Source organism: Streptomyces sp. NPDC101237 (genome assembly GCF_044767465.1).
GTDB lineage: Bacteria > Actinomycetota > Actinomycetes > Streptomycetales > Streptomycetaceae > Streptomyces > Streptomyces gramineus.
Window position 1 is genome coordinate 26,620 of record NZ_JBIWNY010000010.1, and the last position, 22,721, is coordinate 49,340.

General features: G+C 74.1%; 20 protein-coding genes and 3 pseudogenes. 8 read left to right on the forward strand and 15 right to left on the reverse strand.

What is annotated here, in order from left to right; genetic code table 11:
- Nucleotides 1-7: 7 nt before the first annotated feature.
- Entirely contained in the window at nt 8-526 is a 519-nt protein-coding gene (locus tag ACIRQ9_RS17275) for an adenylate kinase (protein ID WP_404173285.1), read from the reverse strand.
- Nucleotides 527-728: 202 nt separating this feature from the next.
- Here ACIRQ9_RS17275 and ACIRQ9_RS17280 point away from each other — a divergent pair, with 202 nt between their 5' ends.
- Nucleotides 729-1,373, forward strand: a complete 645-nt coding sequence (locus ACIRQ9_RS17280; RefSeq protein WP_404173288.1) for a dihydrofolate reductase family protein — start codon at nt 729-731, stop codon at nt 1,371-1,373.
- Nucleotides 1,374-1,700: 327 nt separating this feature from the next.
- Here ACIRQ9_RS17280 and ACIRQ9_RS17285 read toward each other — a convergent pair whose 3' ends face one another.
- The gene (locus ACIRQ9_RS17285) at nt 1,701-2,615 is read right to left on the reverse strand and encodes an SDR family oxidoreductase (RefSeq protein ID WP_404173290.1); all 915 of its coding nucleotides are present in this window, start codon (nt 2,613-2,615) and stop codon (nt 1,701-1,703) included.
- 84 nt (nt 2,616-2,699) lie between these two features.
- Here ACIRQ9_RS17285 and ACIRQ9_RS17290 point away from each other — a divergent pair, with 84 nt between their 5' ends.
- Entirely contained in the window at nt 2,700-3,263 is a 564-nt protein-coding gene (locus ACIRQ9_RS17290) for a TetR/AcrR family transcriptional regulator (RefSeq protein WP_404173293.1), read from the forward strand.
- Nucleotides 3,264-3,295: 32 nt separating this feature from the next.
- On the opposite strand, the gene ACIRQ9_RS17295 is transcribed toward ACIRQ9_RS17290, so the two are convergent.
- The 3 genes and pseudogenes from ACIRQ9_RS17295 to ACIRQ9_RS17305 all read right to left on the reverse strand — a co-directional run bounded on the left by ACIRQ9_RS17295 (nt 3,296) and on the right by ACIRQ9_RS17305 (nt 7,960).
- Complete coding sequence (locus tag ACIRQ9_RS17295; protein ID WP_404173296.1) at nt 3,296-4,492, reverse strand: glycoside hydrolase family 64 protein; 1,197 nt, start codon at nt 4,490-4,492, stop codon at nt 3,296-3,298.
- 341 nt (nt 4,493-4,833) lie between these two features.
- Nucleotides 4,834-5,478 (reverse strand): DUF2993 domain-containing protein, encoded by a 645-nt coding sequence (locus ACIRQ9_RS17300; RefSeq protein ID WP_404173299.1) that lies wholly within the window; start codon nt 5,476-5,478, stop codon nt 4,834-4,836.
- 113 nt (nt 5,479-5,591) lie between these two features.
- A pseudogene (locus tag ACIRQ9_RS17305) lies at nt 5,592-7,960 on the reverse strand (MMPL family transporter).
- A 159-nt stretch (nt 7,961-8,119) separates the two neighbouring features.
- Between ACIRQ9_RS17305 and ACIRQ9_RS17310 the strand changes: the two are divergent.
- Together ACIRQ9_RS17310 and ACIRQ9_RS17315 are read left to right on the forward strand one after the other, a co-directional pair.
- Entirely contained in the window at nt 8,120-8,809 is a 690-nt protein-coding gene (locus tag ACIRQ9_RS17310) for a response regulator transcription factor (RefSeq protein ID WP_404173302.1), read from the forward strand.
- Entirely contained in the window at nt 8,806-10,206 is a 1,401-nt protein-coding gene (locus ACIRQ9_RS17315) for a sensor histidine kinase (protein WP_404173305.1), read from the forward strand. Before ACIRQ9_RS17310 ends, ACIRQ9_RS17315 begins: the two co-directional genes overlap by 4 nt.
- 139 nt (nt 10,207-10,345) lie before the next feature.
- On the opposite strand, the gene ACIRQ9_RS17320 is transcribed toward ACIRQ9_RS17315, so the two are convergent.
- Entirely contained in the window at nt 10,346-10,882 is a 537-nt protein-coding gene (locus ACIRQ9_RS17320; protein WP_404173308.1) for a phosphodiester glycosidase family protein, read from the reverse strand.
- Between ACIRQ9_RS17320 and ACIRQ9_RS17325 the strand changes: the two are divergent.
- Nucleotides 10,795-11,148 (forward strand): annotated as a pseudogene (locus tag ACIRQ9_RS17325) (hypothetical protein); the annotation flags it as partial. The gene ACIRQ9_RS17320 and the pseudogene ACIRQ9_RS17325 sit on opposite strands and share 88 nt — an antisense overlap.
- 105 nt (nt 11,149-11,253) lie before the next feature.
- Here the strand turns inward: ACIRQ9_RS17325 and ACIRQ9_RS17330 are convergent.
- Genes ACIRQ9_RS17330 through speB form a run of 4 tightly spaced genes read right to left on the reverse strand, consistent with a single transcriptional unit; the run spans nt 11,254 to nt 14,846 of the window.
- Nucleotides 11,254-11,658 (reverse strand): nuclear transport factor 2 family protein, encoded by a 405-nt coding sequence (locus tag ACIRQ9_RS17330; RefSeq protein ID WP_404173311.1) that lies wholly within the window; start codon nt 11,656-11,658, stop codon nt 11,254-11,256.
- A complete protein-coding gene (locus tag ACIRQ9_RS17335) occupies nt 11,655-12,308 on the reverse strand; it encodes a cyclase family protein (protein WP_404173314.1) in 654 nt (217 codons plus the stop codon). Before ACIRQ9_RS17335 ends, ACIRQ9_RS17330 begins: the two co-directional genes overlap by 4 nt.
- A 4-nt stretch (nt 12,309-12,312) precedes the next feature.
- On the reverse strand, nt 12,313-13,881 hold the full coding sequence (locus ACIRQ9_RS17340; protein WP_404173317.1) for a purine-cytosine permease family protein: 1,569 nt from the start codon (nt 13,879-13,881) through the stop codon (nt 12,313-12,315).
- The gene (speB, locus tag ACIRQ9_RS17345) at nt 13,878-14,846 is read right to left on the reverse strand and encodes an agmatinase (protein ID WP_404173320.1); all 969 of its coding nucleotides are present in this window, start codon (nt 14,844-14,846) and stop codon (nt 13,878-13,880) included. Before speB ends, ACIRQ9_RS17340 begins: the two co-directional genes overlap by 4 nt.
- A 153-nt stretch (nt 14,847-14,999) precedes the next feature.
- On the opposite strand from speB, the gene ACIRQ9_RS17350 reads away from it, so the two are divergent.
- A complete protein-coding gene (locus ACIRQ9_RS17350; protein ID WP_404173323.1) occupies nt 15,000-16,499 on the forward strand; it encodes a PucR family transcriptional regulator in 1,500 nt (499 codons plus the stop codon).
- A gap of 55 nt (nt 16,500-16,554) precedes the next feature.
- Here the strand turns inward: ACIRQ9_RS17350 and ACIRQ9_RS17355 are convergent.
- Both ACIRQ9_RS17355 and ACIRQ9_RS17360 read right to left on the reverse strand, forming a co-directional pair.
- A pseudogene (locus ACIRQ9_RS17355) lies at nt 16,555-16,638 on the reverse strand (DNA-binding response regulator); the annotation flags it as partial.
- Nucleotides 16,639-16,747: 109 nt separating this feature from the next.
- Nucleotides 16,748-17,212: a cyclic nucleotide-binding domain-containing protein gene (locus tag ACIRQ9_RS17360; protein ID WP_404173326.1), complete on the reverse strand. Its 465-nt coding sequence runs from the start codon at nt 17,210-17,212 to the stop codon at nt 16,748-16,750.
- A 316-nt stretch (nt 17,213-17,528) separates the two neighbouring features.
- On the opposite strand from ACIRQ9_RS17360, the gene ACIRQ9_RS17365 reads away from it, so the two are divergent.
- Nucleotides 17,529-18,413 (forward strand): universal stress protein, encoded by an 885-nt coding sequence (locus ACIRQ9_RS17365; RefSeq protein ID WP_404173329.1) that lies wholly within the window; start codon nt 17,529-17,531, stop codon nt 18,411-18,413.
- 17 nt (nt 18,414-18,430) lie between these two features.
- Here the strand turns inward: ACIRQ9_RS17365 and ppk2 are convergent, their stop codons facing one another.
- Nucleotides 18,431-19,234 carry a polyphosphate kinase 2 gene (gene ppk2 / locus ACIRQ9_RS17370; protein WP_404173332.1) on the reverse strand — a complete coding sequence of 268 codons (804 nt, stop codon included), beginning with the start codon at nt 19,232-19,234 and terminating at the stop codon, nt 18,431-18,433.
- Nucleotides 19,235-19,281: 47 nt separating this feature from the next.
- Between ppk2 and ACIRQ9_RS17375 the strand changes: the two genes are divergently transcribed.
- Complete coding sequence (locus ACIRQ9_RS17375) at nt 19,282-21,663, forward strand: phosphoketolase (RefSeq protein ID WP_404173335.1); 2,382 nt, start codon at nt 19,282-19,284, stop codon at nt 21,661-21,663.
- 23 nt (nt 21,664-21,686) lie between these two features.
- On the opposite strand, the gene ACIRQ9_RS17380 is transcribed toward ACIRQ9_RS17375, so the two are convergent.
- Nucleotides 21,687-22,061, reverse strand: a complete 375-nt coding sequence (locus ACIRQ9_RS17380) for an STAS domain-containing protein (RefSeq protein WP_404173338.1) — start codon at nt 22,059-22,061, stop codon at nt 21,687-21,689.
- A 129-nt stretch (nt 22,062-22,190) separates the two neighbouring features.
- Nucleotides 22,191-22,655 (reverse strand): pyridoxamine 5'-phosphate oxidase family protein, encoded by a 465-nt coding sequence (locus ACIRQ9_RS17385; protein ID WP_404173341.1) that lies wholly within the window; start codon nt 22,653-22,655, stop codon nt 22,191-22,193.
- Nucleotides 22,656-22,721 lie beyond the last annotated feature (66 nt).

The following is a 22,721-nucleotide window of genomic DNA, read 5'->3' on the forward strand; positions in this document are numbered from 1 at the left end:
TGCCGGGTCAGAGGCCGGTGAGCCAGGCGGTGGTGTCCTGGGGGCGGCGGAAGCGGAGGGTGCGCAGCGGCGCGAAGCGCGGGTCGTGGAGCCGGCGCTCGATCTCGCGGGCCCGGGGCGCGTACTGCGACCAGGCCCACCACGCGGGGTGGTCGCGGTGCAGCCAGCCCGCCCACGTCTCTAGGTTGCCGCCGAAGACGACCTCGCGGGTGATGGTGCGGCGCAGGGACCGGCGCAGGACGCGCGGCATGATGTGGCGTCGACGGTAGTCCAGCCAGATCACCGTGTCGGCCCGGTCCCAGAGCAGGTCCCTGACCTCGGGGTAACCGAGCGAGTCGATGATCCAGCGCCGCCCGTCGGTGAGGCGGGCGACGTCCTCGGCCAGACGGGCGTTGGTCGCCCACTGCGGACCGTTGTAGTACAGGGCGTCCATCTCGTGGTACGGCACACCCAGGCGGCCGCTCAGCGCGCGCGCCAGCGTGGACTTGCCCGCGCCGGTCACACCCACCACCAAGATCCGTTCCACCTCCGCACCCTACCTGGCGGCCGACGGCACCCCTACCCGGTGGTCCGGCGGCCGCGGCGGACCCCGCCCGTGCCGCCGCGGCTCGCCGCCGGGCCGGGAACGAAGTTTTCGGGGTGATGTCGATCCGGCCGCGTCCCGTTCGACATCAGGGTGTGCGGCGGCCTGCCGCACGACGACGTGACAGGACCTGACGAGGAGACACGTGGAACAACTACTGAAGGTCATGAACTTCTGCGTTTCGAGCGACGGGGTCGCCGCCGGCGAGCACCAGACCCTGGAGCGCCCCTTCGGCCTCGACGGCGCCGAGAGACTGTTCTCCTGGGCGGGCGCCACGGCGAGCTGGCCCATGCGCGCGGATCCCGGCGGGAGCCGGGGCCTGGACGACTACTTCACCCGCGACTTCGCCCGCAACATCGGCGCCGAGATCATGGGCCGCAACAAGTTCGGGCCCCAGCGCGGGCCGTGGCCGGACCTCGAATGGCAGGGCTGGTGGGAGGAGGAGCCGCCGTTCCACACGCCGGTGTTCGTCATGACCCACCACGGGCGTCCGTCGCTCACGCTGTCCGACACCACGTTCCACTTCGTCGACGGCGACGCGGCCACGGTCCTCGCCCAGGCGCGGGAGGCCGCGCAGGGCAAGGACGTCCGGCTCGGCGGCGGAGTCTCCACGATCCGGCAGTTCCTGGAAGCCGACCTGGTCGACACCCTGCACGTGGCCGTCTCGCCGGTGAAATTCGGAACCGGTCTGCGGCTCTGGGAGTCCCCGGAGGAACTCCTCGACCGCTTCCACCTGGAGGTCGTACCCAGCCGGAGCGGCGTGACGCACCACCTGTTCTGGCGCAGGTGACACGAGGCCCGCACGGGTGGGCCGTGACCGGGTGGAGGGCGTCCGGCGGCCGGACGCTCTCCGGGGCGGCGCCGTACTCCGACGGCTGAGAGCGCCCTGCCCGGCGCGGCCGGGGAAACCCGTCGCCGGGTCCCTCCGTCGGAAGCCGAGCGGACCGTCGGTGCGTTCCCGTACGGGCGCGCCGCCGACCCGCGCCGGGCCGTCGCCCCGGCCGTGCCGGGCCCCTCAGGCGAACCGGCACGGTGAGGGTGAGGACCTCACCTTCCTCATCGCCTGCCGGGAATCACCGGTCGCCTGTCCCCGCGCCGAGGGCGGCCGGCGTTCGGTTCAGGCCGCGGGGCCGAAGTAGTGGCCCTTGTCCAGGTCCTCCAGGAGCCCCGGGTGGGAGGGCCGCCAGTCGAGCAGTTCGCGGGTGGCCGTGCTGGAGGCCGGGCTGTCCATGCCGATGAGGCCGCCCAGCCAGGTGAAGTGCGCGGGAGCGTCGGCGGGCGGGACGGAGACGACCGGCACGCCCAGATGGCGGCCGATCACCTCGGCGACGTCACGGATCGCGATGCCCTCCTCGCCCGCGCCGTGCAGGACCGAACCGGCCGGTGCCTTCTCCACGGCCAGCCGGAACAGCCGGCCGATGTCGAGGCGGTGCGCGGCGGGCCACCGGTTCGCGCCGTCGCCGACGTAACCGGAGGCGCCCCGCTCCCGGGCGATCCCGACCAGCGCCGCCATGAATCCCCTGTCGCCCTCGCCGTGGCAGGTGGGCGCGAGCCGTACCACCGAGGAGCGCACGCCACGCGAGGCCCGTTCCAGGACCGCCATCGCGGTGGCCTGCCGCTCGGAGACCGGTGAGTCGTCCAGCGCCGGCATGTCCCGCTCGGTGGCCGTCCGTCCCGGGGCCAGGCCGAGCAGCCCCGAGGCGAGCACGAAGGGCCGGTCCGAACCGGCCAGCACCTCGCCGAACGCGTCCGCCGCCCGGCGGTCCGCCTCGGCCGCCCCGCGGAAGTCGCCGCTGAAGGCGATGTCGTGCTTGAAAGCCAGATGGATCACGCCGTCGGACGCGGCGGCCGCCGCGCGCAGCACGTCGAGATCGTCGACGGTGCCCCGGACGACCTCGGCCCCGGCGCCGGTGAGCGCCGCCGCGGAGGCGTCCGAGCGGGCCAGACCGACCACCTGGTGCCCGGCGTCGAGCAGTTCGGGCACGACGGCGGAACCGAGCCAGCCGGAGGCACCCGTCACAAAAACACGCATGGGAGAACCCTCAAAGTCGATGACAGTGACTGACATCGACCGTAGCACTCGATGTCAGTCACTGTCATCACGTAGGATTCCGCCATGGGCAGATGGGAGCCGAACGCGCGCGAGCGCCTGGCGGAAGCGGCGTTGCAGCTCTACGGGGAGCAGGGGTACGAGCGGACGACCGTCGCGCAGATCGCCCGGCAGGCGGGCCTCACCGAACGGACCTTCTTCCGGCACTACGCCGACAAGCGCGAGGTCCTCTTCGCGGGCTCCCCGCTGCAGGACCTGTTCGTGACCGCCGTCGCGCAGGCGCCGCCCGCCGCGCCACTGCCCGACGTGCTCGGTGCCGGACTGGAGGCGGCGGCCACGCTGTTCGCCGGCCGTCACGCGTACGTCCTGCGCCGCCAGGCCGTGGTCGCCGCCCACGCCGAACTCAGGGAACGCGAACTGATCAAGCTCGCCACGCTGGTGGCGGCCCTGGCCGAGGCGCTGCGCGGTCGCGGTCTGCCGGAGCCCACCGCGACCCTGGCGGCCGAGGCCGCGGTGGCCGTCTTCAAGGTCGGCTTCGCGCGGTGGATCACGGCGGCCGAGGAGACCGACATGGTGCCTCTGCTGCGCGAACTGCTGGACGAACTCGGCAGGATCACCGCAAGTACCTGAGGGTCCGCGGTCGGGACACGGTCAGAACGCGGTCAGAAAGCGGTCAGCGTCAGCGTGAAGCCCGTCGGCGCCGTGTCCTGGACGTAGGAGGCGAAGTCCGCCACGTCGTCGAAGGCGAACCCGTAGGCCTTGCCGTCCTCGGTCGCCGCGTGGATCGCCTGCGCGTAGTGGTTGGTCGTGCCGCCCTGGTAGAAGGAGGCGGAGTCGGTGGCCGGCTGGTCGGTGGCGGTGAGCAGCGTCGACCGGTTGAAGCCGGCGCCGAGCACCGCCGCGACGGGTCCGGTGGTGCCGTCGTTGGGCGCGGCCAGGGCGCCGTCGCAGAACAGCACGTCGCGGGTGGACGGCCTCGCGAAGGACACCGGCGCGGGCCCGTCGAAGACGAACCGGTCGGCTCGCACCCGTCCGGTGAACGTCCCCGCGTTCGTGGTGATCCTGAGATCCCTGCCGGTGAAGGTGGTCCACACCTCGTCGATGTACGGGTCGAAGTAGCTCGGCGAGAAGAGGCCCGCGTCCAGACCGTGCCCCGGCGCGATGATCCGGGTGTCGTCCACGACCAGCTTCGCGAACTCCTCGACCCCGCGCACGGCCGCGAAGGCCGCCGCCCGGCCGCCCGGCCGCAGTGTCCCCGTCGTCTGGTCCTTCTCGCCGGTGAGCCGGATGCTCATCGGCACGCTGAACATGTCGACCATCGTGGTGTTGCAGAACATCCCGGACGCGTTGTGCGTGAACTCGGCGCAGTCGTGCAGCACTTCGTGGCTGGGGTCCGACTCGACCCACCCGGCCGGGTACTGGAGGGCCGGGTTGCCCGCGCCGTCGGTCACGGCCTTGAACTTGAGCTTGTCACCGAGCGCCACGTAGATGCGGCCTGACATGTAGGGCAGGGACAGCGCGGTGTCGCCGCTGCCTGAGAGCGGGATGGCGTAGTCGGTGAAACCGTCGGCGCCGTTGTCGGACAGCGCGACCGGCGCGAGCTGCCCGTCGGGCGTGAGCCGGACCTGCTTGCCGTCCAGGTTGCCGACGACGTACAGGTGCACGGACGCGTTGTCGAACGACCCGGTGCGGTTGACGACGGTGACGGGGAGCGCGCCGGAGGCGGCCGCGGTGCCGCCCGTGGCCTGGTCCGCGAGCGCGTGCGGGGCGACGGCCGCGACCGCCGGAGCCGCGACGGCCACGCCCCCGAGGGCGATGAGCATCTTGCGGCGGGTGAGGTCGCGCTGGTGACGGGGCATGTGCGGGGCTCCTCGGGTGTGGGGGCGGGGTACCGGAGGGTGCGGTCCGTCTGAGGGCACGGACACGCGCGCCGGTCGTCGGGGAACCTCCCGTGAGAGCGCTCTCACGATCGCGTCGCGCCCCACCGGTGAGCCCCGACCATAGCCCCGCCGGTTGCTCCCGCCAACCGGAACGTGAAGTGCCCAAATGGCCCTGAGCTGCGTGTACTTGATGAAGTGCAGGCAGTCCAGGGACGCTTAAGGCGTCTTTAAAACGCTGTTAAGCAAGGAAGCCGGGGAGCGGCCCTGCCGTGAACGCGCCGCGTGCCCGCCCGGCTTCGGGCGGTGCGCCACGCGGCTCCTCAGTCCGCGGTCCTGCCGAGGACCACGTCGTCGGCGCGGACCGTGCCCACCAGTCCCGCCGAGGTGACCTCCAGCGCGGTCACCTCCACCGGGCCGGGGCCGGGCTGCCGCGCCGACCGCTCGCGCAACGCCTCCTCGACAGCGGTGGCGACCCCCGCGGGCGCGGGCCGCCCCAGGACGCGGGCGTCCACGAGCTCGAACGCCGTCCGGCCGTCCTGGAGCGACGGCCGGACCGTGACCGTGCCCAGGCCGCCCCCCACCGAGATCACCAGGGTGCCGTGCGCCGGGTCGGCGGTGACCCCGGAGACAGCCGGGCCCCGCGCGTCCCGCTCCAGGGACCGTGCGACGGCGTCGGCCGGCACCGTGATCTCGCCGCGCAGCCGTCCGACGCGCGGCGCGCCGCGCACCACCACGTCCGTCAGCCGGAGGTCCACCGAGGCCCCGTCGATCCGGCCGATCCGGGCGTCCGAGCCCGTGACCCGCACCCGGTCGAACCGGCCCCGGGCCAGCCCCAGCAGCGCGGACCCGCCTAGATGCACCTGGTTGACGCCGATCCGGGCCCGCAGCCGGCCGGAGATCCGCCCGTCGACCACCCCGCGCGCGACGAGTTCCCCGGTGGTGGCGAGCAGCGCCGCCACGGCCACGGCGGACACCAGGAGCCGTCGGCCGCGCGGACGCCGGCGCGGCCCGGGTGCAGGGGACCGCCCCGGGTTCGCCCCGCGGACGGGCCGTGAGGCCGTACCGCCCGTGCGAGCCGTCACCGGATCACCGGCCCCGACGGCACGGCAGCGTCCGTGCGCTCCGCCGGGCCCCGCGAACCCTCCGGATCCAGGCGTGGCAGCAGCCGGTCCAGCCATCGCGGGATCCACCAGTTCGCCTCGCCGAGCAGGTACATGGCGGCCGGTACCAGCAACAGCCGTACCACGGTGGCGTCCAGGACCACGCTGACGCCCAGCCCCAGCGCCAGCATCTTGATGACGACACTGGTCGACAGCAGGAAGGCGAGGAACACGCTGGTCATGATCAGCGCGGCACAGGTGATGACCCGCGCGGTACCGGCCAGCCCGACGGCCACACTGCGGTGGTGTCGCGCGTCTCCAGCCAGGTCTCCCGCACCCGGGACAGCAGGAAGATCTCGTAGTCCATGGACAGACCGAAGACGATCGCGAACATCATCATCGGCACGTACGACTCCACCGGTACGGCCTCGTCGATGCCGAACAGCCGTGTGCCCCAGCCCCATGGGAAGACCGCGACCACCACACCGAAGGAGGCGGTGATCGACAGCAGGTTCAGCACCGCGGCCTTGAGTGCCACCAGCGGGCTGCGGAACACCGCGAGGAGCAGCACGAAGGCGGCCGCGACGACGACACCGACGACCACGGGCAGCCGGTCGGCCAGGATGTCCCGGAAGTCCTGCTGGGCGGCGGTGGTTCCGGTCAGGTAGCCGGTGGCGCCCTCGGCGGACAGGACGCCGGGCAGCACGTCGTCCTCCAGCCGGTGCACCAGGGCGGTGGTCGCCCGCGCCTGCGGCCCGGTGTCCGGCGTGACCGTCGACACGAGCAGCGCGCCGTCCGCGGTGGCCGTCGGCGGCGTGACGGCGGCCACCCCGGGGGTGGCGGTGAGCGCGTCGCGCAGGGCGCGGGCCAGCGCGTCGCGCCGCGCGCCGGTCGTGCGGTGGTCCTTGTCGAGGGTGACGACCACGGTCAGCGGTCCGTCGGCACCCGGCCCGAAGCCCTCCGCGACCAGGTCGTAGGCGCGCCGCTCGGTGTACGACACCGGCGAGGCACCCGCGTCGACGTGCCCGAGCCGCAGCGCGGCGGCGGGCGCGCCGAGCACGCCCAGCACCACGAGGCCCAGCAGCAGGAACGTCCACGGGCGCCGGCGGACCGTCGCGGCCCAACGGTGCCATATGTCGTCGCTGTCATCGGGTTCGTCCACAGGGCTGCGGACGTGCCAGCGGTCGATCCGCCGCCCGGCAAGCCCCAGCAGCGCCGGGGTCAGCGTGAGCGCGGCCAGCGCGCCGACCAGCACGGTGGTGCCGGCGGCGACACCGAGCATGCCGATGAAATCCACCCCGGAGGCGAAGAGTCCGGCGAGTGCCGCGGTGACGGTCAGCGCGGCCACCAGCACGGCCCGCCCGCTGGTGGCGACGGTCCGCGCCGCCGCCTCGACGGGCCCCTCGGCGGAGTGCAGCAGCTTGCGGTGCCGGGTGACGAGGAACAGGGAGTAGTCCAGGCCGACGCCCAGCCCCATCATCGTCGCCAGCGTCGGCGAGGCCGCCGCGAACGCGTATCCGGCCGCCAGCAGCCCGAGGACACTCAGCCCGGCGAGCAGCCCGACGACCGCGGTGAGCAGCGGGAAACCGGCCGCCGCCACGCTCCCGAAGCCGAGCAGGAGGACCAGCACCGCCGTTCCGATGCCGATGGCCTCCGACGCCCGGTCCGCCGCGGCCGGGCGGGCCAGCTGGCCGAGCGGGCCGCCGTACTCCACGGTGACGTCGTCGGCCCGCAGCGCGCGCACGGCGGTGTCGACCCGGCCGACGTACGTCTTCGCGAACTGCGCGGGGTTCTCCCGGAACCGGACGGTGTAGTAGCCGGTGCCGCCGTCGTCCGTGACCGCGCCCGCCGTGTCGAGCGGTGTCGCGACCGAGATCACGTTGGGCAGCGTGGCGAGCCGCCGCCCGGTCGCCGCCAGCGTGTCGCGGTGCGTGGCGAGCGGTCCGGCGTCGGAGCGCACGACGATCTGCGCGGCCACTCCGCGCGAGCCCGCCGCGCCGTGGGCGTTCAGCAGGTCGGAGCCGGTGCGGGACGGGGTGCCGGACAGGTCGAAGTCGTCGGCGTAGGAGCCGCCCCAGGCGCGGTCGGCGGCCACCGCGGCGAGCAGCACGAGGAGCCACACACCGATCACCCGCCAGGGGCGGCGGGCGCAGGCACGGCCCAGGCCGTACAGCAGGCCGCGCCCGGGCGGCCCGGCGTCCTTCACGGGTGTCACGGTGGTCGGGGTGAGTCGCATGCCTGCTTCCCGAGGTCGAGGAGGGGCGCCGGCCGCGACCGGGCCGTGGAGCGGCGCACGCCGACCCCGCACCCGGCCGCGGGCAGGCCGCCCTGGAGTGGGCCCGATCATCACCCGCCGAGCACGAGAGGATCATTGGCCCGGTGTTAGGGGACTGTTAGGGCGCTCCGGCGGACCCGGCCGGGGCGGCGGCCCGCCGTCCGCGCTGCTTAGGATCGCTGCGGGCCCGGACGTGCGGGTCAGGCGACCGAGCGGCGGACGGAGGCGGGCATGAACACCGGCGGCGGACTCGTGCTGATCGTCGAGGACGATCCGAACATCGCCGCACTCCAGGAGCTGTACCTGGCCCGCAACGGCTTCGACACCCGCGTGGAGACCGACGGCCTGCGCGGCTTCGAGGCCGTCGTCCGCCTCCGCCCGGTGGCCGTGGTGCTCGACGTGGCCCTGCCCGGACTGGACGGCGTGACCTTCTGCCGGCGGCTGCGGGACCGCGACGACTGGACCCCCGTCCTGATGGTCACCGCGCGCGCCGACGAGGCGGACCGCATCCTCGGCCTGGAACTCGGCGCCGACGACTACATCACGAAACCCTTCTCCCCGGGCGAGCTCGTCGCCCGGGTGAACACCGTGCTGCGCCGCGGGAAGGGCGCGCCCGGCGGCCGTACGCACGTGGCCGGCGCCCTGCGCGTCGACACGGCCCGCCGCACCGTGCACCGGGACGGCACGGAGATCGAACTGACCGCGACCGAGTTCAACCTGCTCGTCCACCTCCTGGACCGGCGCGGTCGTGTCTTCACCCGGCGCGAGCTGCTGGCGCGGGTGTGGGGCGAGGAGTCGGCGTACCGCGATCCGCGCGTGGTCGACGTCTACGTGTCCCAGCTGCGCGGCAAACTCGGCGAGGCGAGCCCGATCCGCACGGTGCGCGGGGTGGGGTACGGCGCCACGGACCCGGCCGGATGACCAGGTCCCGCGCCACCGGCCGGACACGCCGCAGGACGGGCCTGGCCGGCGAACTCGTCCTGCTGGCCGGAGCCGTGACCACGGTCGCCGTCCTGCTGACCGGCCTGGTCGCCTGGCACACCCTGCGGGGCACCGCCGAGGCCCAGGAACGCGACCAGCTCGCCCGGCAGGCCAGGGTGCTCAGCCGGGTGCCCGCCCTGTCGGCCCTCCTGTACGAGGGGGAGCAGCGGATCGCGGGCGCCAACGGCGTCGAGATCGCCGTCGTCGACGCGGCGGGTGTCGTCAGCGGTCCCGCGGCACCCGCGCTCGGCACCCCGCAACGGGACGTGCTGCTGTCCGGCAGGACCCTGGCGTCGACCGGTGAACTCCAGGGCACCGAGGTGCTCGTCGAGGGCGTCCCGGCCCGCCGGGGCGGCGCGGTGGTTCTCACCAGGCCGCTCACCGACGTCGACGCGGCGGCCGCCCGGATGCGCCGGGACCTGCTCCTCCCGCTCGGCGCGGGACTGGCGGGCGCGGTCGCGGCCGGCGTCCTGCTGGCCCGGCGCCTGGCCCGGCCGCTCGGGCACGCCGTGAACGTCGCCGCCCGGCTCGCCGCGGGACAACGAGGCGTGACCGATCCCGACCCGGCGGCGGCGCCCGGACCCGCCGAGGCGGTCGAACTCGGCCGCGCCCTCGGCGTCCTCGACGCGGCGCTGGCGCACGGGGAGCGCCGGCAGCGGGACTTCCTGCTGTCCGTGTCGCACGAGATCCGCACCCCGCTGACCAGCGTCCTCGGCTACGCGGAAGCCCTCGCCGACGACGTGGTGCCGGCCGCGCGGCTGCCCGGGGCGGCGCGCGTCCTGCAGGCCGAGGCCCGGCGCCTCGACCGCTTCCTCGCCGACCTCCTCGACCTGGCGGCGCTCGAAGCCGACGACTTCCGGCTCGACCTGACCGACACCGACCTCGATGTGCTCGTGGGCGAGGCCGCGGCGGTCTGGCGGGAGCGGTGCGCGCGGCACGACGTGGAGTTCCGGCTGGAGCGTGCCGGGCGGCCCGTGCCGGTGCGCACCGACGGCTTCCGGGTCCGGCAGCTGACGGACTGCCTGCTCGCCAACGCCCTGCGGCTCACTCCGGCGGGCGCTCCCGTCGTGCTCGCCCTCCGGGTGCGCGACGACGGCGCCGAGATCGAAGTGCGCGACGGAGGGCCGGGCCTGACGCAGGACGACCTGCCCGTGGTGTTCGAACGCGGTGCCCTGCACGAGCGGTACCGGGGGCTGCGTCCGGTCGGCACCGGTCTCGGCCTCGCCATCGCGCACCGCCTGGCGACCCGGCTGGACGGCACCCTGACCGCCCGGGCCCGGGGCCCGGAGGGCGGCGCGGTGTTCACGCTCGGCCTGCCGACGGCCGGGAAGCCGTGACCGGACCGGCTCCGCCGGGTCTTGCGCGGGACCCGGAGCCCCTCGAAGGGCCCGTCCGCTCACGGACGGGCCCTTCTCCGTGCCGGTCGCACCCGCCATGGCGGTGGCACGGCACAGCGGCCGCGCCGCGCGCGGGCGGTCAGCCGCGTCCGGTGCGCGGCAGGACCTGGACCGTCTCGCCGACGGCACGCTCGCCGGTGGCGTCCGACGCGACGTTGACGAGGCTGCCGTCGACGGCCATGGCGCTGGAGCCGCCGCCGTCCAGGCTGAGCGCCTGCACCGCGCCGAGCGAGCGCATGAACCGGGCGGCCTCGGCGAGCGTGCAGCCCTCGCTGACACCGGGCTGCCGGCCGTCGACGGTGACCGGGAGCAGCCGGCCGCGAGCGTCGACGCCCGCCGGGGTGCGCGGCTGGCGCACGTGGGACCAGGCGAAACCGAAGGAGAGGTCGAGCGGGTCGAGGGTGCCCTCGGTGGCGGCGTCGATGTGGATCCGCCCGTCTTCGACCAGGGTCGGGGCCGCGCTGACGACGCTGTCGTCGGGACCGAGCCGGACCTGGTCGCCCGAGGCGTCCCGGACCGTCTTCCGCAGTGTCGGCCGGCTGCCCGCCCCGGCGTGCCCGGCGAGCCGGGCGGCCGCGCTCCCGGTGCCCTGGAGGACCGAGCCGCCGGCGGGCATGGAGCCGCCCCGGTCACCGCGGCAGACGACGACTCCGCGCCGTCGAGGACCACCTGGACACCCGCGCCCGTCGGCAGCGGCGCCCTGAACGCGGAGGTGAATCTCACCAGGTCGTCCGCGAGGGAGCAACCGCCTACCGCAGGCTGTACTCCTCGCAGCGGCGCCGGCCGGCGGGAGAACGCCTGCTCCGCGCCCAGGAGCTGGGCCAGATCCGTACCGGCACCGACGTGCAGATCCTCGTCGACCAGCTCTGGGGAGCCGTCTGCCACCGCCTGCTCATCCCCGACGAGCCCGTCACCGACGACTTCGCCGCGGGGCTCGTCGGCAACCTGCTGTACGGAGTCGGCCCGAGGTGGTCCGCCGCCGGTGGGTCAGGCGGTCGCGGCGGCGGAGTCCGGCGACAGGTGCTCGTGGACGGCCCGCCAGCCGCCGCCGGTGCGGTGGAAGACGACGGTCTCGCGCTCGCGGACCGTCTCCTCCCCGGCGTGCGTGGCCACCCGGGTGGTCACCGCGTGCGTGAACACGGCGGTGTCGCCGAGGAGCTGCACCCGCCGGTCAGCCGACTCGCAGGCCAGGACCCGGAAGCCGTCCTCCTCGCTCCATTTCCGCCACAGGGCCCGGTACTCGTCGGTGGAGTCCAGCCGCCGGTCGGCGGTGTGGAAGACGAAGCTGGCGTCGGCCGAGAAGGCGTCGAAGTAGTCCTCCGTACGGCCTCCGGCGAACGCGGCGACGAGGGCGTCGGCCGCCGCGAGGACGGCGTCGTGGTCGTTCGTCATGGCTGCGGCTCCGTGATCTTGGCGACGGCGCGTACGGGTGCGCCGTCCGCGCCGGGCAGGTGCAGGGGAAAGAGGCTGACGTGCACGTCGTGGCCGGCCCGCCGGGCGTCGAGGACCTCGGCCAGGTTGGTGAGGTTCTCGGCGATGACGGCGTCGGCGCGGCACAGCACGCGGTGCGCGGGCAGCGTCTCGCCGGGAGTGGGATCGACGCTCAGCGCGTCGATGCCGACGGTGCGCACACCACGGGCGACCAGCAGCTCGGCCGCCTCCTCGGTGAGGTACGGGTGGCCGTGGTAGGCGTCGGTGCCCCAGTGCGCGGACCAGCCGGTCGCGATCAGCACGATCCGGCCCTCCGGGACGCCGGCGAACCGGTCCGCGCCGATCGCCGTCCGGGGCGCCAGGCCCCGGACGTCCACGACGTGCGCGGCGCCGTCGAAGCGGTCCAGCGGCAGCTGGTCCAGCGCGGACAGCCCGTCCTCGATGTGGGAGGGGGCGTCCACGTGGGTGCCGGACTGCGAACCCATCCGCACGTGGAGGACGTTGACGCCGTCCTCGGCGGCGGTGAGCGCGGGACGGATGTCCACCTCCGGGTCACCGGGGTAGACGGGCATGCCGGTGCGCAGCGGCACGGACAGGTCGATCAGGCGCATCCGCTCACACCTCCGCCGGCTCGGGGGCGGCGACCGGCGCGCCGTCGGCCGAGGTGATCGGCGGCACCGGAGTGTCGACGGCGCGCACCAGCCGCGGGCCCTCGGGACCGAAGACGGCGCGCGGCTCCGGGAAGAGCCACAGCAGCGCCAGGTAGCTCACCGCGGCCAGGCCGAGACCGACCGGCAGTGAGATGTCCACGCCGCCCGCGAGGTCGCCCAGGGTGCCGACGAACTGACCGGGCAGGTTGACGAACTGCACGGCCAGCAGGGCCGAGGCCAGCCAGGCGGCCATGCCGCGCCAGTTCCAGCCGTGCGTGAACCAGTACCGTCCGCCCCGCTGGCGGCGGTTGAAGACCTGCAGCGAGTCCGGGTCGTACCAGCCGCGGCGGGTGAGGAAGCCCAGGGTCATGATGACCATCCACGGCGCGGTGCAGACGATGATCAGCGTCGCGAAGGTGGAGATGGACTGGGTGAGGTTCGCGGCGAACCGGCCGACGAAGATGAAGGAGATCGACAGGACGCCGATGAACACGGTGGCCTGCACCCGGCCGAACCGCGGGAACACGCTGGCGAAGTCCAGGCCGGTGCCGTAGAGCGAGGTGGTGCCGGTGGACATGCCGCCGATCAGCGCCAGCAGGCACACCGGCAGGAAGTACCAGGAGGGCGAGACCGCCAGCAGACCGCCGACGTAGTCCGGGGCGCTCGGGTCGAGGAAGTTCCCCGCCTTCGCGGCGATGATCGAGGCGGTCGCCAGGCCGAAGAAGAACGGCAGGATCGTCGCGATCTGGGAGAGGAAGGCCGCGCCCATCACCCGGCGGCGCGGGGTGTCGGCGGGGATGTAGCGCGCCCAGTCGCCGAGGAAGGCACCGAAGGAGACCGGGTTGGAGAGCACGATCAGCGCCGAGCCGATGAACGCCGGCCAGAAGCCGGGCGTGCTCAGCGAGTGGAAGCTGCCCTGGTAGCCGGCGTCGAAGTCGCCGCCGAACGCGAAGAGGCCGAGGACGAAGAGCAGCGAGGCGGCGGCGACCGCGATCTTGTTCACGAAGAGCATGAACCGGAAGCCGTAGACGCACACCGTCAGCACGAGTGCCGCGAACAGCCCGTACGCGAGCGCGTACACCCCCTCGTTGGTCGGCAGGTGGAACATCCGGTGCGCGCCGCCCACGAGGGCGTCGCCGGAGGACCACACGGAGATCGAGAAGAACGCGACCGCGGTCAGCAGGGAGAGGAAGGAGCCGACGACCCGGCCGTGCACGCCGAGGTGCGCGGACGAGGAGACCGAGTTGTTGGTGCCGTTCAGCGGGCCGAACACGGCCAGCGGCGCGAGGATCAGCGCGCCCACGGCCAGGCCGAGGCCGGTGGCCGCCAGGCCCTGCCAGAAGGACAGGCCGAAGAGGATGGGGAAGGCGCCGAGGACGCAGGTGGCGAAGGTGTTCGCACCGCCGAAGGCGACCCGGAACAGGTCCAGCGGGCGGGCGGTGCGGTCGGCGTCGGGGATGCGCTCGACGCCGTAGGTCTCGATCTCGGTCAGCGCCGGGGCGTCGTGCTGCTCGCCGTGGGGGCTGGTGGTCATCTGCGCTCCTCGCGGGGGACGGCGGGGTCCAGGGTCAACAGGCTGATCAGGTCGTAGGCGACATGCGACGCGGCGAAGGAGGTGATGTCCGCGTGGTCGTAGGCGGGAGCCACCTCGACGATGTCGCCGCCGACCAGATGGAGTCCCGCCAGGCCGCGAAGGATCTCCAGCAGCTCGCGCGAGGTCATGCCGCCGGCCTCGGGGGTGCCCGTGCCGGGAGCGTGTGCGGGGTCCAGGACGTCGATGTCCACGGACACGTAGAGCGGTCGGTCGCCGATGCGCTGCCGCAGGGCGTCCACGGTCTCGTCGACGCCGCGCCGCAGCACGTCGGAGGAGGTGACGATGCCGAACCCGAGGCGGCGGTCCTCCTCCAGGTCCCGCCTGCCGTACAGGGGGCCGCGGGTGCCGACGTGGCTGAGCGCCTCGGTGTCGACGATGCCCTCCTCGACGGCGCGGCGGAACGGCGTGCCGTGGGTGTACTCGGCGCCGAAGTAGGTGTCCCAGGTGTCCAGGTGCGCGTCGAAGTGGAGCACCGCGACCGGGCCGTGCCGCTCGGCGACCGCGCGCAGCAGCGGCAGCGCGATGGTGTGGTCGCCGCCGACGGTGACCAGCTTCGTACCGTCCGCCTGGAGGCGTGAGGCCTCCGCCTGGACGGTCTCGATCGCCTCGTTGATGTCGAACGGGTTCACCGGGATGTCGCCGGCGTCGGCGACCTGGGCCGTCGCGAACGGCGACACGTCCAGCGCCGGGTTGTACGGGCGCAGCAGCCGGGACGCCTCGCGCACGGCGGCCGGGGCGAACCGGGCGCCGGGCCGGTAGGAGACGCCGGTGTCGAAGGGAACGCCGACGACGGCGATGTCCGCGCGCTCCACCTCGTCCAGCCGCGGCAGCCGGGCGAAGGTCGCGGGGCCCGCGTAGCGCGGCACGCGGGAGGAGTCCACGGGTCCACGTGGCTCGGTCGTCATCCGGCACCTTCCTGTCGAACCCGGTCGGGGACGCCGGGGGTGAACGGATCCCGTACGCGGAGTGAACGGTTCCGGTAGCGGGGGATGGCTCAGTCTGCGAAGCGGCGGCCCGCGTGGTCAATTGTCGAGTCCACGAAGAACTACAGTCTCCTTGTGTCCGACCACAAAGGCCGCCCCGAGGCCACCGCCCCGTCCGTCCTCACCGTGCGCGATCTGCTGTCCTTCCCCGCGTTGCAGATGCGACTGCTCGCGGGAGCCTCAGGCCTGGGCCGTGCGGTCTCCTGGGCGCACGTCAGTGAACTGGAGGACCCCACTCCGTGGCTGGCGGGATCGGAGGTCCTCATGACCGTCGGACTCGCCGTGCCCCGGGCGGGCGAGGCCCAGCGGCGCTACCTGGAGCGGCTCGACGACGCGGGCGTGGCCGCGCTGGTCCTCAGCACCCGGCTGCGCACCCCCGCGCTGCGCCAGGCCTTCCTCGCCGCGGCGGAGGAGCGCGGCTTCCCGGTGCTTGAGGTCCCGCTGACCGTTCCCTTCGTCACCATCGCACAGGAGGTCGCCGCCGCCGTCAGCGAGAAGTCCGCCGATCGGCTCGGCGCCCAGCTCCAGGTCTTCGGAGCCCTGCGCTGGATGGCCGAGGAGAACCTCGACATCCCCGCGCTCTTCGACCGCCTGGAACAGCTCAGCGGCTACCGGATCCTCCTGTGCACCACCCAGGGCCGCCCCCTGCTGCCCGGCGTCGCCGCGCCGGAGGACCTCTCGGTGCTCCCCGCGGACCCGGACGCCCCGCCGACCGTGCCGGGCGGCTTCGTCCTCCCGGTGCTCGGCCCGGGCGGCGCGGCCGGCTGGCTGGTCGCCCTGGAGCGGTCCGGCGCCCGCCCCGCCGGACTGGCCGTCGTGCAGCACCTGGCCACCGTCGCCGCCCTGCGGCTCGCCATGCTCCGCCAGGAACGCGAGGTGCTCCGCCGCGAGGGCGCCGAGACCCTGGCCGAGATGCTCCAGGACACCCTGGACCCGGCCGGCGCCCAGCGCCGTCTGGCCCACCACGGTCTGGACGCGCAGCGGCCGGTCGTGCTCGCCGTGGTCCGCGGCACCCCGGACGAGCAGTTGGGCCTCGCCCTCTCCGACCACCCGCACCTGACCCTGCGCCGCGGCGAGGACCGGCTGGTGCTCGCCGAACCCGGCTTCACCGAGGCCCTGGCCGACCTGCCCGGCGCGGTGTGCGGAGTCAGCCGGCCCTTCGCCGTCGGCGAGCCGCTGCGGGTCGCCCGGCAGGAGGCGGAGTGGGCGGCGGGCCGGGCCGCGGAGGCCGGCCGGCCCTTCGTCCACTACGGCGAGGACGCCACCGGGCGCTGGCTGCCCGAGGACCGCCGGCTGCTGGCCGCCCTCGTCGAGCAGGTCCTCGGCGAGGTCCTGCGCTACGACCGGGCGCACGGGTCGCAGCTGCTGGTCTCCGTCCGCACCTGGATGGAACGCGACCGGCGCACCGAGGACGCCGCCGCGGCCCTGCACATCCACCCCAACACCCTCGGCTACCGGCTGCGCCGCTTCGGCGAGGTGACCGGCCGTGACCTGACCACGACCGCCGCCTTCACCGAGGTCTGGTTCGCGGTGCGCGCGGCGGCCGAACTGGGCGTGGCGGCCGAGGGACCGTAGCGCGAGAGCCGCGGCCCGGCGCGGTCACCTCACCGAACGTTCGCCGCTCGCCGGCGATGCCGCGTCGTACGACCTCGTGGTCGTCGAGCAGGAAGACGCGGACCGGGTCCCGTTCCGTGAACGTGCGTGTCGCGGCCATGACGACCGCCTGCTCCGCGGTGGCGGACAGGCCGCGGGTCCGCGCGTCACGACGATCATCGCGCGCCGGATCCGGACGCAGCAGGCCGACCGGCCCTCCCCAGGGGTGCTCAGACGTGGGTACCGGCGCCGTACGGCGCGTACAGGTCGAGCAGCCGGGTGCGCGCGCAGCACAGCCGGTGGGCCAGGACGTCACCCACCCACCGGGCGACGGCGCTGCCGAGGGCCGGATCCTCCTCGCACATCGCGCGGACGGCCGGGGCGTCGAACTCGTAGGCCCGCACCGGGGTCGTCGCCTCCGCGCCCAAGTGCCACACGTGCGGGCTGAACAGCCACGACCAGCCGACCAGTTCGTTGTGCCGGAGGGTCTCGATGACGGCCGCCCGACGGCCGGGCACGTGCAGGTCGAGGTCGACCGAGCCGGTGCGGACGATCCAGAACCGGTCGGCCCGGCCGCCCTCCTCGAACAGCCGGGTGCCCTGCGCGACGGACACCTCACGCGCGGCGGTCATGAGCCGCTCCCGGTGTCCGGCCGGCAGCGCGCGGAGGATGCCGGGCGCGGAGGTGGTGACCATGGCGTGCCTCCCGTGGGCTGCGGACATCGCACGGACAGCGTCCCGCCCGGGTCCTCTCCCGGCCATGGGCCACCCGGTCCTCCGGCGGGGCCGACCGGCCCCGTGCCCCTGCGCTCCCGACGCCCCCGGCCACGAGCGGACCGTCCGACGCCGGCCGGGGCCGGAGCACGCCACCGCCGGGGAGCGGCAGGGGCCGTCGGGCCCTCGCCCGGGACCACCGGCCCCTGCCCCGGGCCGCTTCCGCACCCCACGATGGCACCGGCCCCCGCGCGCGGACCGCCTGCCTGAGGGACCCTCACCATAGGAGGTGCAGATCATGGAGACGCGTCCGGTCCTGCCGATCGTGGTCGGCGTCGACGGGTCCGAGCCGAGCCTGCGCGCCGTCGGCTGGGCGGCGGACGAGGCCGTGCTGCGCGGGCTGCCGCTGCGTCTGGTGTACGCCTCGCTCTGGGAGCGGTACGAGGGCACCCGTCCCGCCGACGACCCGGACCGGCCGTCCGAGGAGATCATGGCCGAGGCCGTCGTGCACACCGCGGCCCGCAACGCCCGGCACCGGCAGCCCGAGGTGACGGTGTCCACCGGCGTGGTCGCCGAGGAGCCCGAGTACGCGCTGGTCCGCGAGAGCCGGGCGGCCGCCCTCCTGGTGACGGGCACCCGGGGCCGCAGCGGTCTCGCCGAGGCCCTGCTCGGCTCCGTGAGCCTCGCGCTCGCCGGCCGCGCGCACTGCCCGGTGGCCGTCGTGCGCGGCAGCCCCGAGGACCGGGCCGTGGCGCCGTCGCCGGGCCGGATCGTCGTGGGCGTCGGCGAGGACGCCGAGCAGTCGCGGGCCGTGCGCTTCGCCTGCGAGGAGGCGCGACGGCGCGGGGTGCCCCTGGACGCCGTACGGGCCTGGCGCAGCCCCGTGTACGAGACCACCGATCTCCCCAGGACCTCCGGAGAACTGGCCCGGCTGCACGAACAGGAGGCCGCGCGGGCGCTGGAGGCTGCGCTCCGCGACGTTCCCGCGGGCGTCGAGACACACCCCCGCACGGTCGAGGGCCGCGCGCGCTCCGTGCTCGCCGCCGCCTCCCGCGACGCCGCTCTCCTGGTCGTCGGCGCCCGACGCCGTCCCCGGACCTTCGGCCTCCGTCTCGGCCGGGTCGCCCACAGCGTCCTGCACCACTCGGTCTGCCCGGTCGTCGTCGTGCCCGAGCCGGAGTGACGGCGATGACCGGACGCTCAGAGGGTCGCCGCGTGGTCGGGCACGTAGCTCTGCAGATCGCGTGGCGTGCGCTGGTAGCCGGTCGACGGCGGCCGCTCGGGCAGCTCCAGCACCTGCGGCGGCACTTCGGTGTACGGCACCGACGACAGCAGGTGGGCGATCATGTTCAGCCGGGCCCGGCGCTTGTCGTCGCTCTCCACGGTGAACCAGGGCGCCTCGGAGATGTCGGTGTGCACCAGCATCTCGTCCTTGGCCCGGGAGTACGCCTCCCAGTGGGTGATCGACTCCAGGTCCATCGGCGACAGCTTCCAGCGCCGCAGCGGATCCTCCAGCCGCTTGCGGAACCGCTCCTGCTGCTCGGTGTCGCTCACCGAGAACCAGTACTTGCGCAGCAGGACGCCCGCCTCGACCAGCATCCGCTCGAAGATCGGGCACTGCCGCAGGAAGAGCTGGTGCTCCTCCTTCGTACAGAAGCCCATCACGTGCTCGACCCCGGCCCGGTTGTACCAGGACCGGTCGAAGAGCACGATCTCCCCGGCGGCCGGCAGATGCTCCACGTACCGCTGGAAGTACCACTGGGTGCGCTGGCGCTCGGTCGGCTTCGGCAGCGCCGCGATCCGGGCGACCCGCGGATTGAGGTGCTCGGTCACCCGTTTGATCGTGCCGCCCTTGCCGGCCGCGTCCCGGCCCTCGAAGACCACCACGAGCCGCGCGCCCGTCGCCCGCACCCACTCCTGCATCTTGACCAACTCGGTCTGCAGACGCAGCAGTTCCTTCTCGTACGTCTTGCGCGGCAGCTCCGCCGCCCGCTTGCCGGCCATGCCGCCTCCACCGCCCGATGACCTCTACGACTCCCGGAGTTTCCCCCATGTCCAAGGTCGACCACCAGGACGTCACCGTACTGTCCGACGACGAGCTGCGCACCCTGGACGCGCACTGGCGCGCCGCGAACTACCTCGCCGCGGCCCAGATCTACCTGATGGCCAACCCGCTGCTCACCGAGCCGCTGCGACCGGAGCACATCAAACCGCGGCTGCTCGGCCACTGGGGCACCTCACCCGGCCTGAACCTGGTCCACACCCATCTGAACCGGGTGATCAAGGCCCGCGGACTGGACGCGCTGTGCGTGTGGGGACCGGGACACGGCGGCCCGTCCGTGCTGGCCAACTCCTGGCTGGAAGGCAGCTACAGCGAGACCTACCCGGACGTGACAAGGGACGTGGCCGGGATGGAGCGGCTGTTCCGCCAGTTCTCCTTCCCGGGCGGCGTGCCCAGCCACGTGGCCCCGGAGACGCCGGGCTCCATCCACGAGGGCGGCGAACTCGGCTACTCCCTGGCGCACGCCTACGGCGCCGCCTTCGACAACCCCGGCCTGCTGGTCGCCTGCGTGATCGGCGACGGCGAGGCGGAGACCGGGCCGCTGGCCACCGCCTGGCACTCGAACAAGTTCCTCGACCCGGTCCGGGACGGCGCCGTCCTGCCGATCCTCCACCTCAACGGCTACAAGATCGCCAACCCGGCGGTCCTCGCCCGCATCCCCGAGGCCGAACTCGACGCCCTGCTGCGGGGCTACGGGCACGAGCCGATCCACGTCACGGGCGACGACCCCGCACAGGTCCACCGGGCCATGGCCGCCGCGCTCGACGACGCCCTGGACCGCATCGCGCTCGCGCAGCGCACGGCCCGCGAGGGCGACGACAGCCGCCGCGTGCACTGGCCGATGATCGTGCTGCGCACGCCCAAGGGCTGGACCGGTCCCGCCGAGGTGGACGGCGAACCCGTGGCGGGCACCTGGCGCGCCCACCAGGTCCCGCTGCCCGGCGTCCGCGAGAATCCCGCCCACCTGAGGCAGTTGGAGGAGTGGCTGCGCTCCTACCGCCCCGAGGAACTGTTCGACCAAGGCGGCCGGCCGGTCGCCGACGTGCTCGCCTGCGTCCCCGACGGCTCCCGCCGCCTGGGCGCCACCGCGCACGCCAACGGCGGCCTCCTCGTCCGCGAGCTGCCCATCGCCGACCTCGACGGGTTCGCCGTCCCGGTGGAGAAGCCCGGCACCACCCTGCACGAACCGACCCGCGTCCTCGGCGACCTGCTGGAACAGATCATGCGGGACACCCGCACCCGCCGGGACTTCCGTCTGGTGGGCCCGGACGAGACCGCGTCCAACCGGCTCCAGGCCGTCTTCGGCGCCAGCGGCAAGGCCTGGCAGGCCGAACGCCTCCCGGTCGACGAACACCTCGACCGACACGGCCGGGTGCTGGAGATCCTCTCCGAACACACCTGCCAGGGCTGGCTGGAGGGCTACCTCCTCACCGGGCGGCACGGCCTCTTCTCCTGCTACGAGGCGTTCGTGCACATCGTCGACTCGATGGTCAACCAGCACATCAAATGGCTGCGGACGTCACGCCGGCTGCCGTGGCGGGCGCCCATCGCCTCCCTCAACTACCTGCTCACCTCGCACGTATGGCGCCAGGACCACAACGGCTTCTCCCACCAGGACCCCGGCTTCGTCGACCACGTCCTCAACAAGAGCCCCGAGGTCGTCCGCGTCTACCTCCCACCGGACGCCAACACCCTCCTGTCGGTCGCCGACCACGTCCTGCGCAGCCGGGACTACGTCAACGTCGTGGTGGCCGGCAAGCAGCCCTGCTTCGACTGGCTTTCCATGGACCAGGCCCGCGCCCACTGCGCCCGCGGCGCCGGCATCTGGGACTGGGCGGGCACGGAGAACGGCGGCGCACCCGACGTCGTCCTCGCCTGCGCAGGCGACGTCCCCACCCAGGAGATCCTGGCCGCCGCCCAGCTGCTGCGCCGCCACCTGCCCCAGCTCGCCGTGCGCGTCGTCAACGTCGTCGACATGACCCGGCTGCTGCCGCGCGAGGAACACCCGCACGGGATGACCGACTTCGAGTACGACGGCCTCTTCACCTCCGACAGACCGGTGATCTTCGCCTACCACGGCTATCCCTGGCTGATCCACCGCCTCGCCTACCGGCGCGCCGGCCACCGGCACCTGCACGTGCGCGGCTACAAGGAGGCGGGCACCACCACCACTCCGTTCGACATGGTCGTCCGCAACGACCTGGACCGCTACCGCCTGGTCATGGACGTCATCGACCGTGTCCCCGGCCTCGCGGTCCGCGCCGCCGCCGTGCGCCAGCGGATGGCCGACGCCCGCACCCGCCACCACGCCTGGATCCGTGAGCACGGCACCGACCTGCCCGAGGTCGCCGACTGGAGCTGGGACGCCTGAACACCCGGGCCGGCGCGGCCCGTTCAGACCCGGCTCACGGGCTCAGGGGCGAGCGGTTCGGGCAGGTGGGCCTGGACCTCGAACACGTCGCCCAGACCGGCGGCGTGCAGGATCCTGCGGAAGCGTCCGCTGTCGGTGACCAGCAGGAGCCTGCCGTGCCGCGCCCGGACCCGGTTCAGGGCGCGGCACAGCACGCTCAGCCCCGCGCAGTCGATGAAGCTCACCCGGCTCAGGTCCAGGACGAGATCGGGGCACGGACCCGCGGTGCGCGCGTCGAGACGGGACATCAGCGGGATCGACGTCTTCAGGTCGATCTCGCCGTGCAGCGTCATCACGGTCGTCCCGTCGAGGGTGCGGACGGCGGAAGACGGCACGGGCGACGTGGGGTTCTCGGACATGGAGCGATCCAAGCGCCGCCCCCGGACGGCGCGGAAGGGCCGAACGGCCCCCGGCCCCCGGGGCCGGCCGGCCCGCCGGCCAGGGACCGTTCGGGCCGCCCCACCGCGTCCCGGCCGTCCGGGTCCGGCTCAGACCTCGCCCAAGCCGCTGTCCGCGCTCCGCAGGACCCCGGTGACCAGATCCGGGCGGACACGGATCGCCTGGTCCGTCGCCGGATCCCCCCAGGGACGCAACATCGCCCGGTAGCGGCCGAGTTCGACGGGGTCGGTCACCAGGCGGGCGTAACCCGTCACCACCACGCTCCAGCCCAGGCGGGTGTCCGGGTCGATGCTGTCGGCCTCGTAGGCGACGACGGCGCCGAGCCCCTCGCCCTGCCGGACGTACGCGCTCACGTCGGCGCCCGCGTGGGTGCGGACGACGATCTCACCCCCGTCCAGGACGTGGTCGACCGGACGGACGGCGGGCAGGGCCTGCCGGGTGAAGACGATCCTGCCCAGGGACACGCTGCCCAGCAGGCGCAGCGCCGTGGCGGCGTCGAGGTCGACGCGGCGGTGCCGGCCCGCGGCGACGGGCCGGTCGTGGTCGTGGATCATGACGGCTTCCGGAGGGCTGGCGGACTGCTCGCGGTCGGCGGGCAGGCGTGCGGAGCGACACCGCGG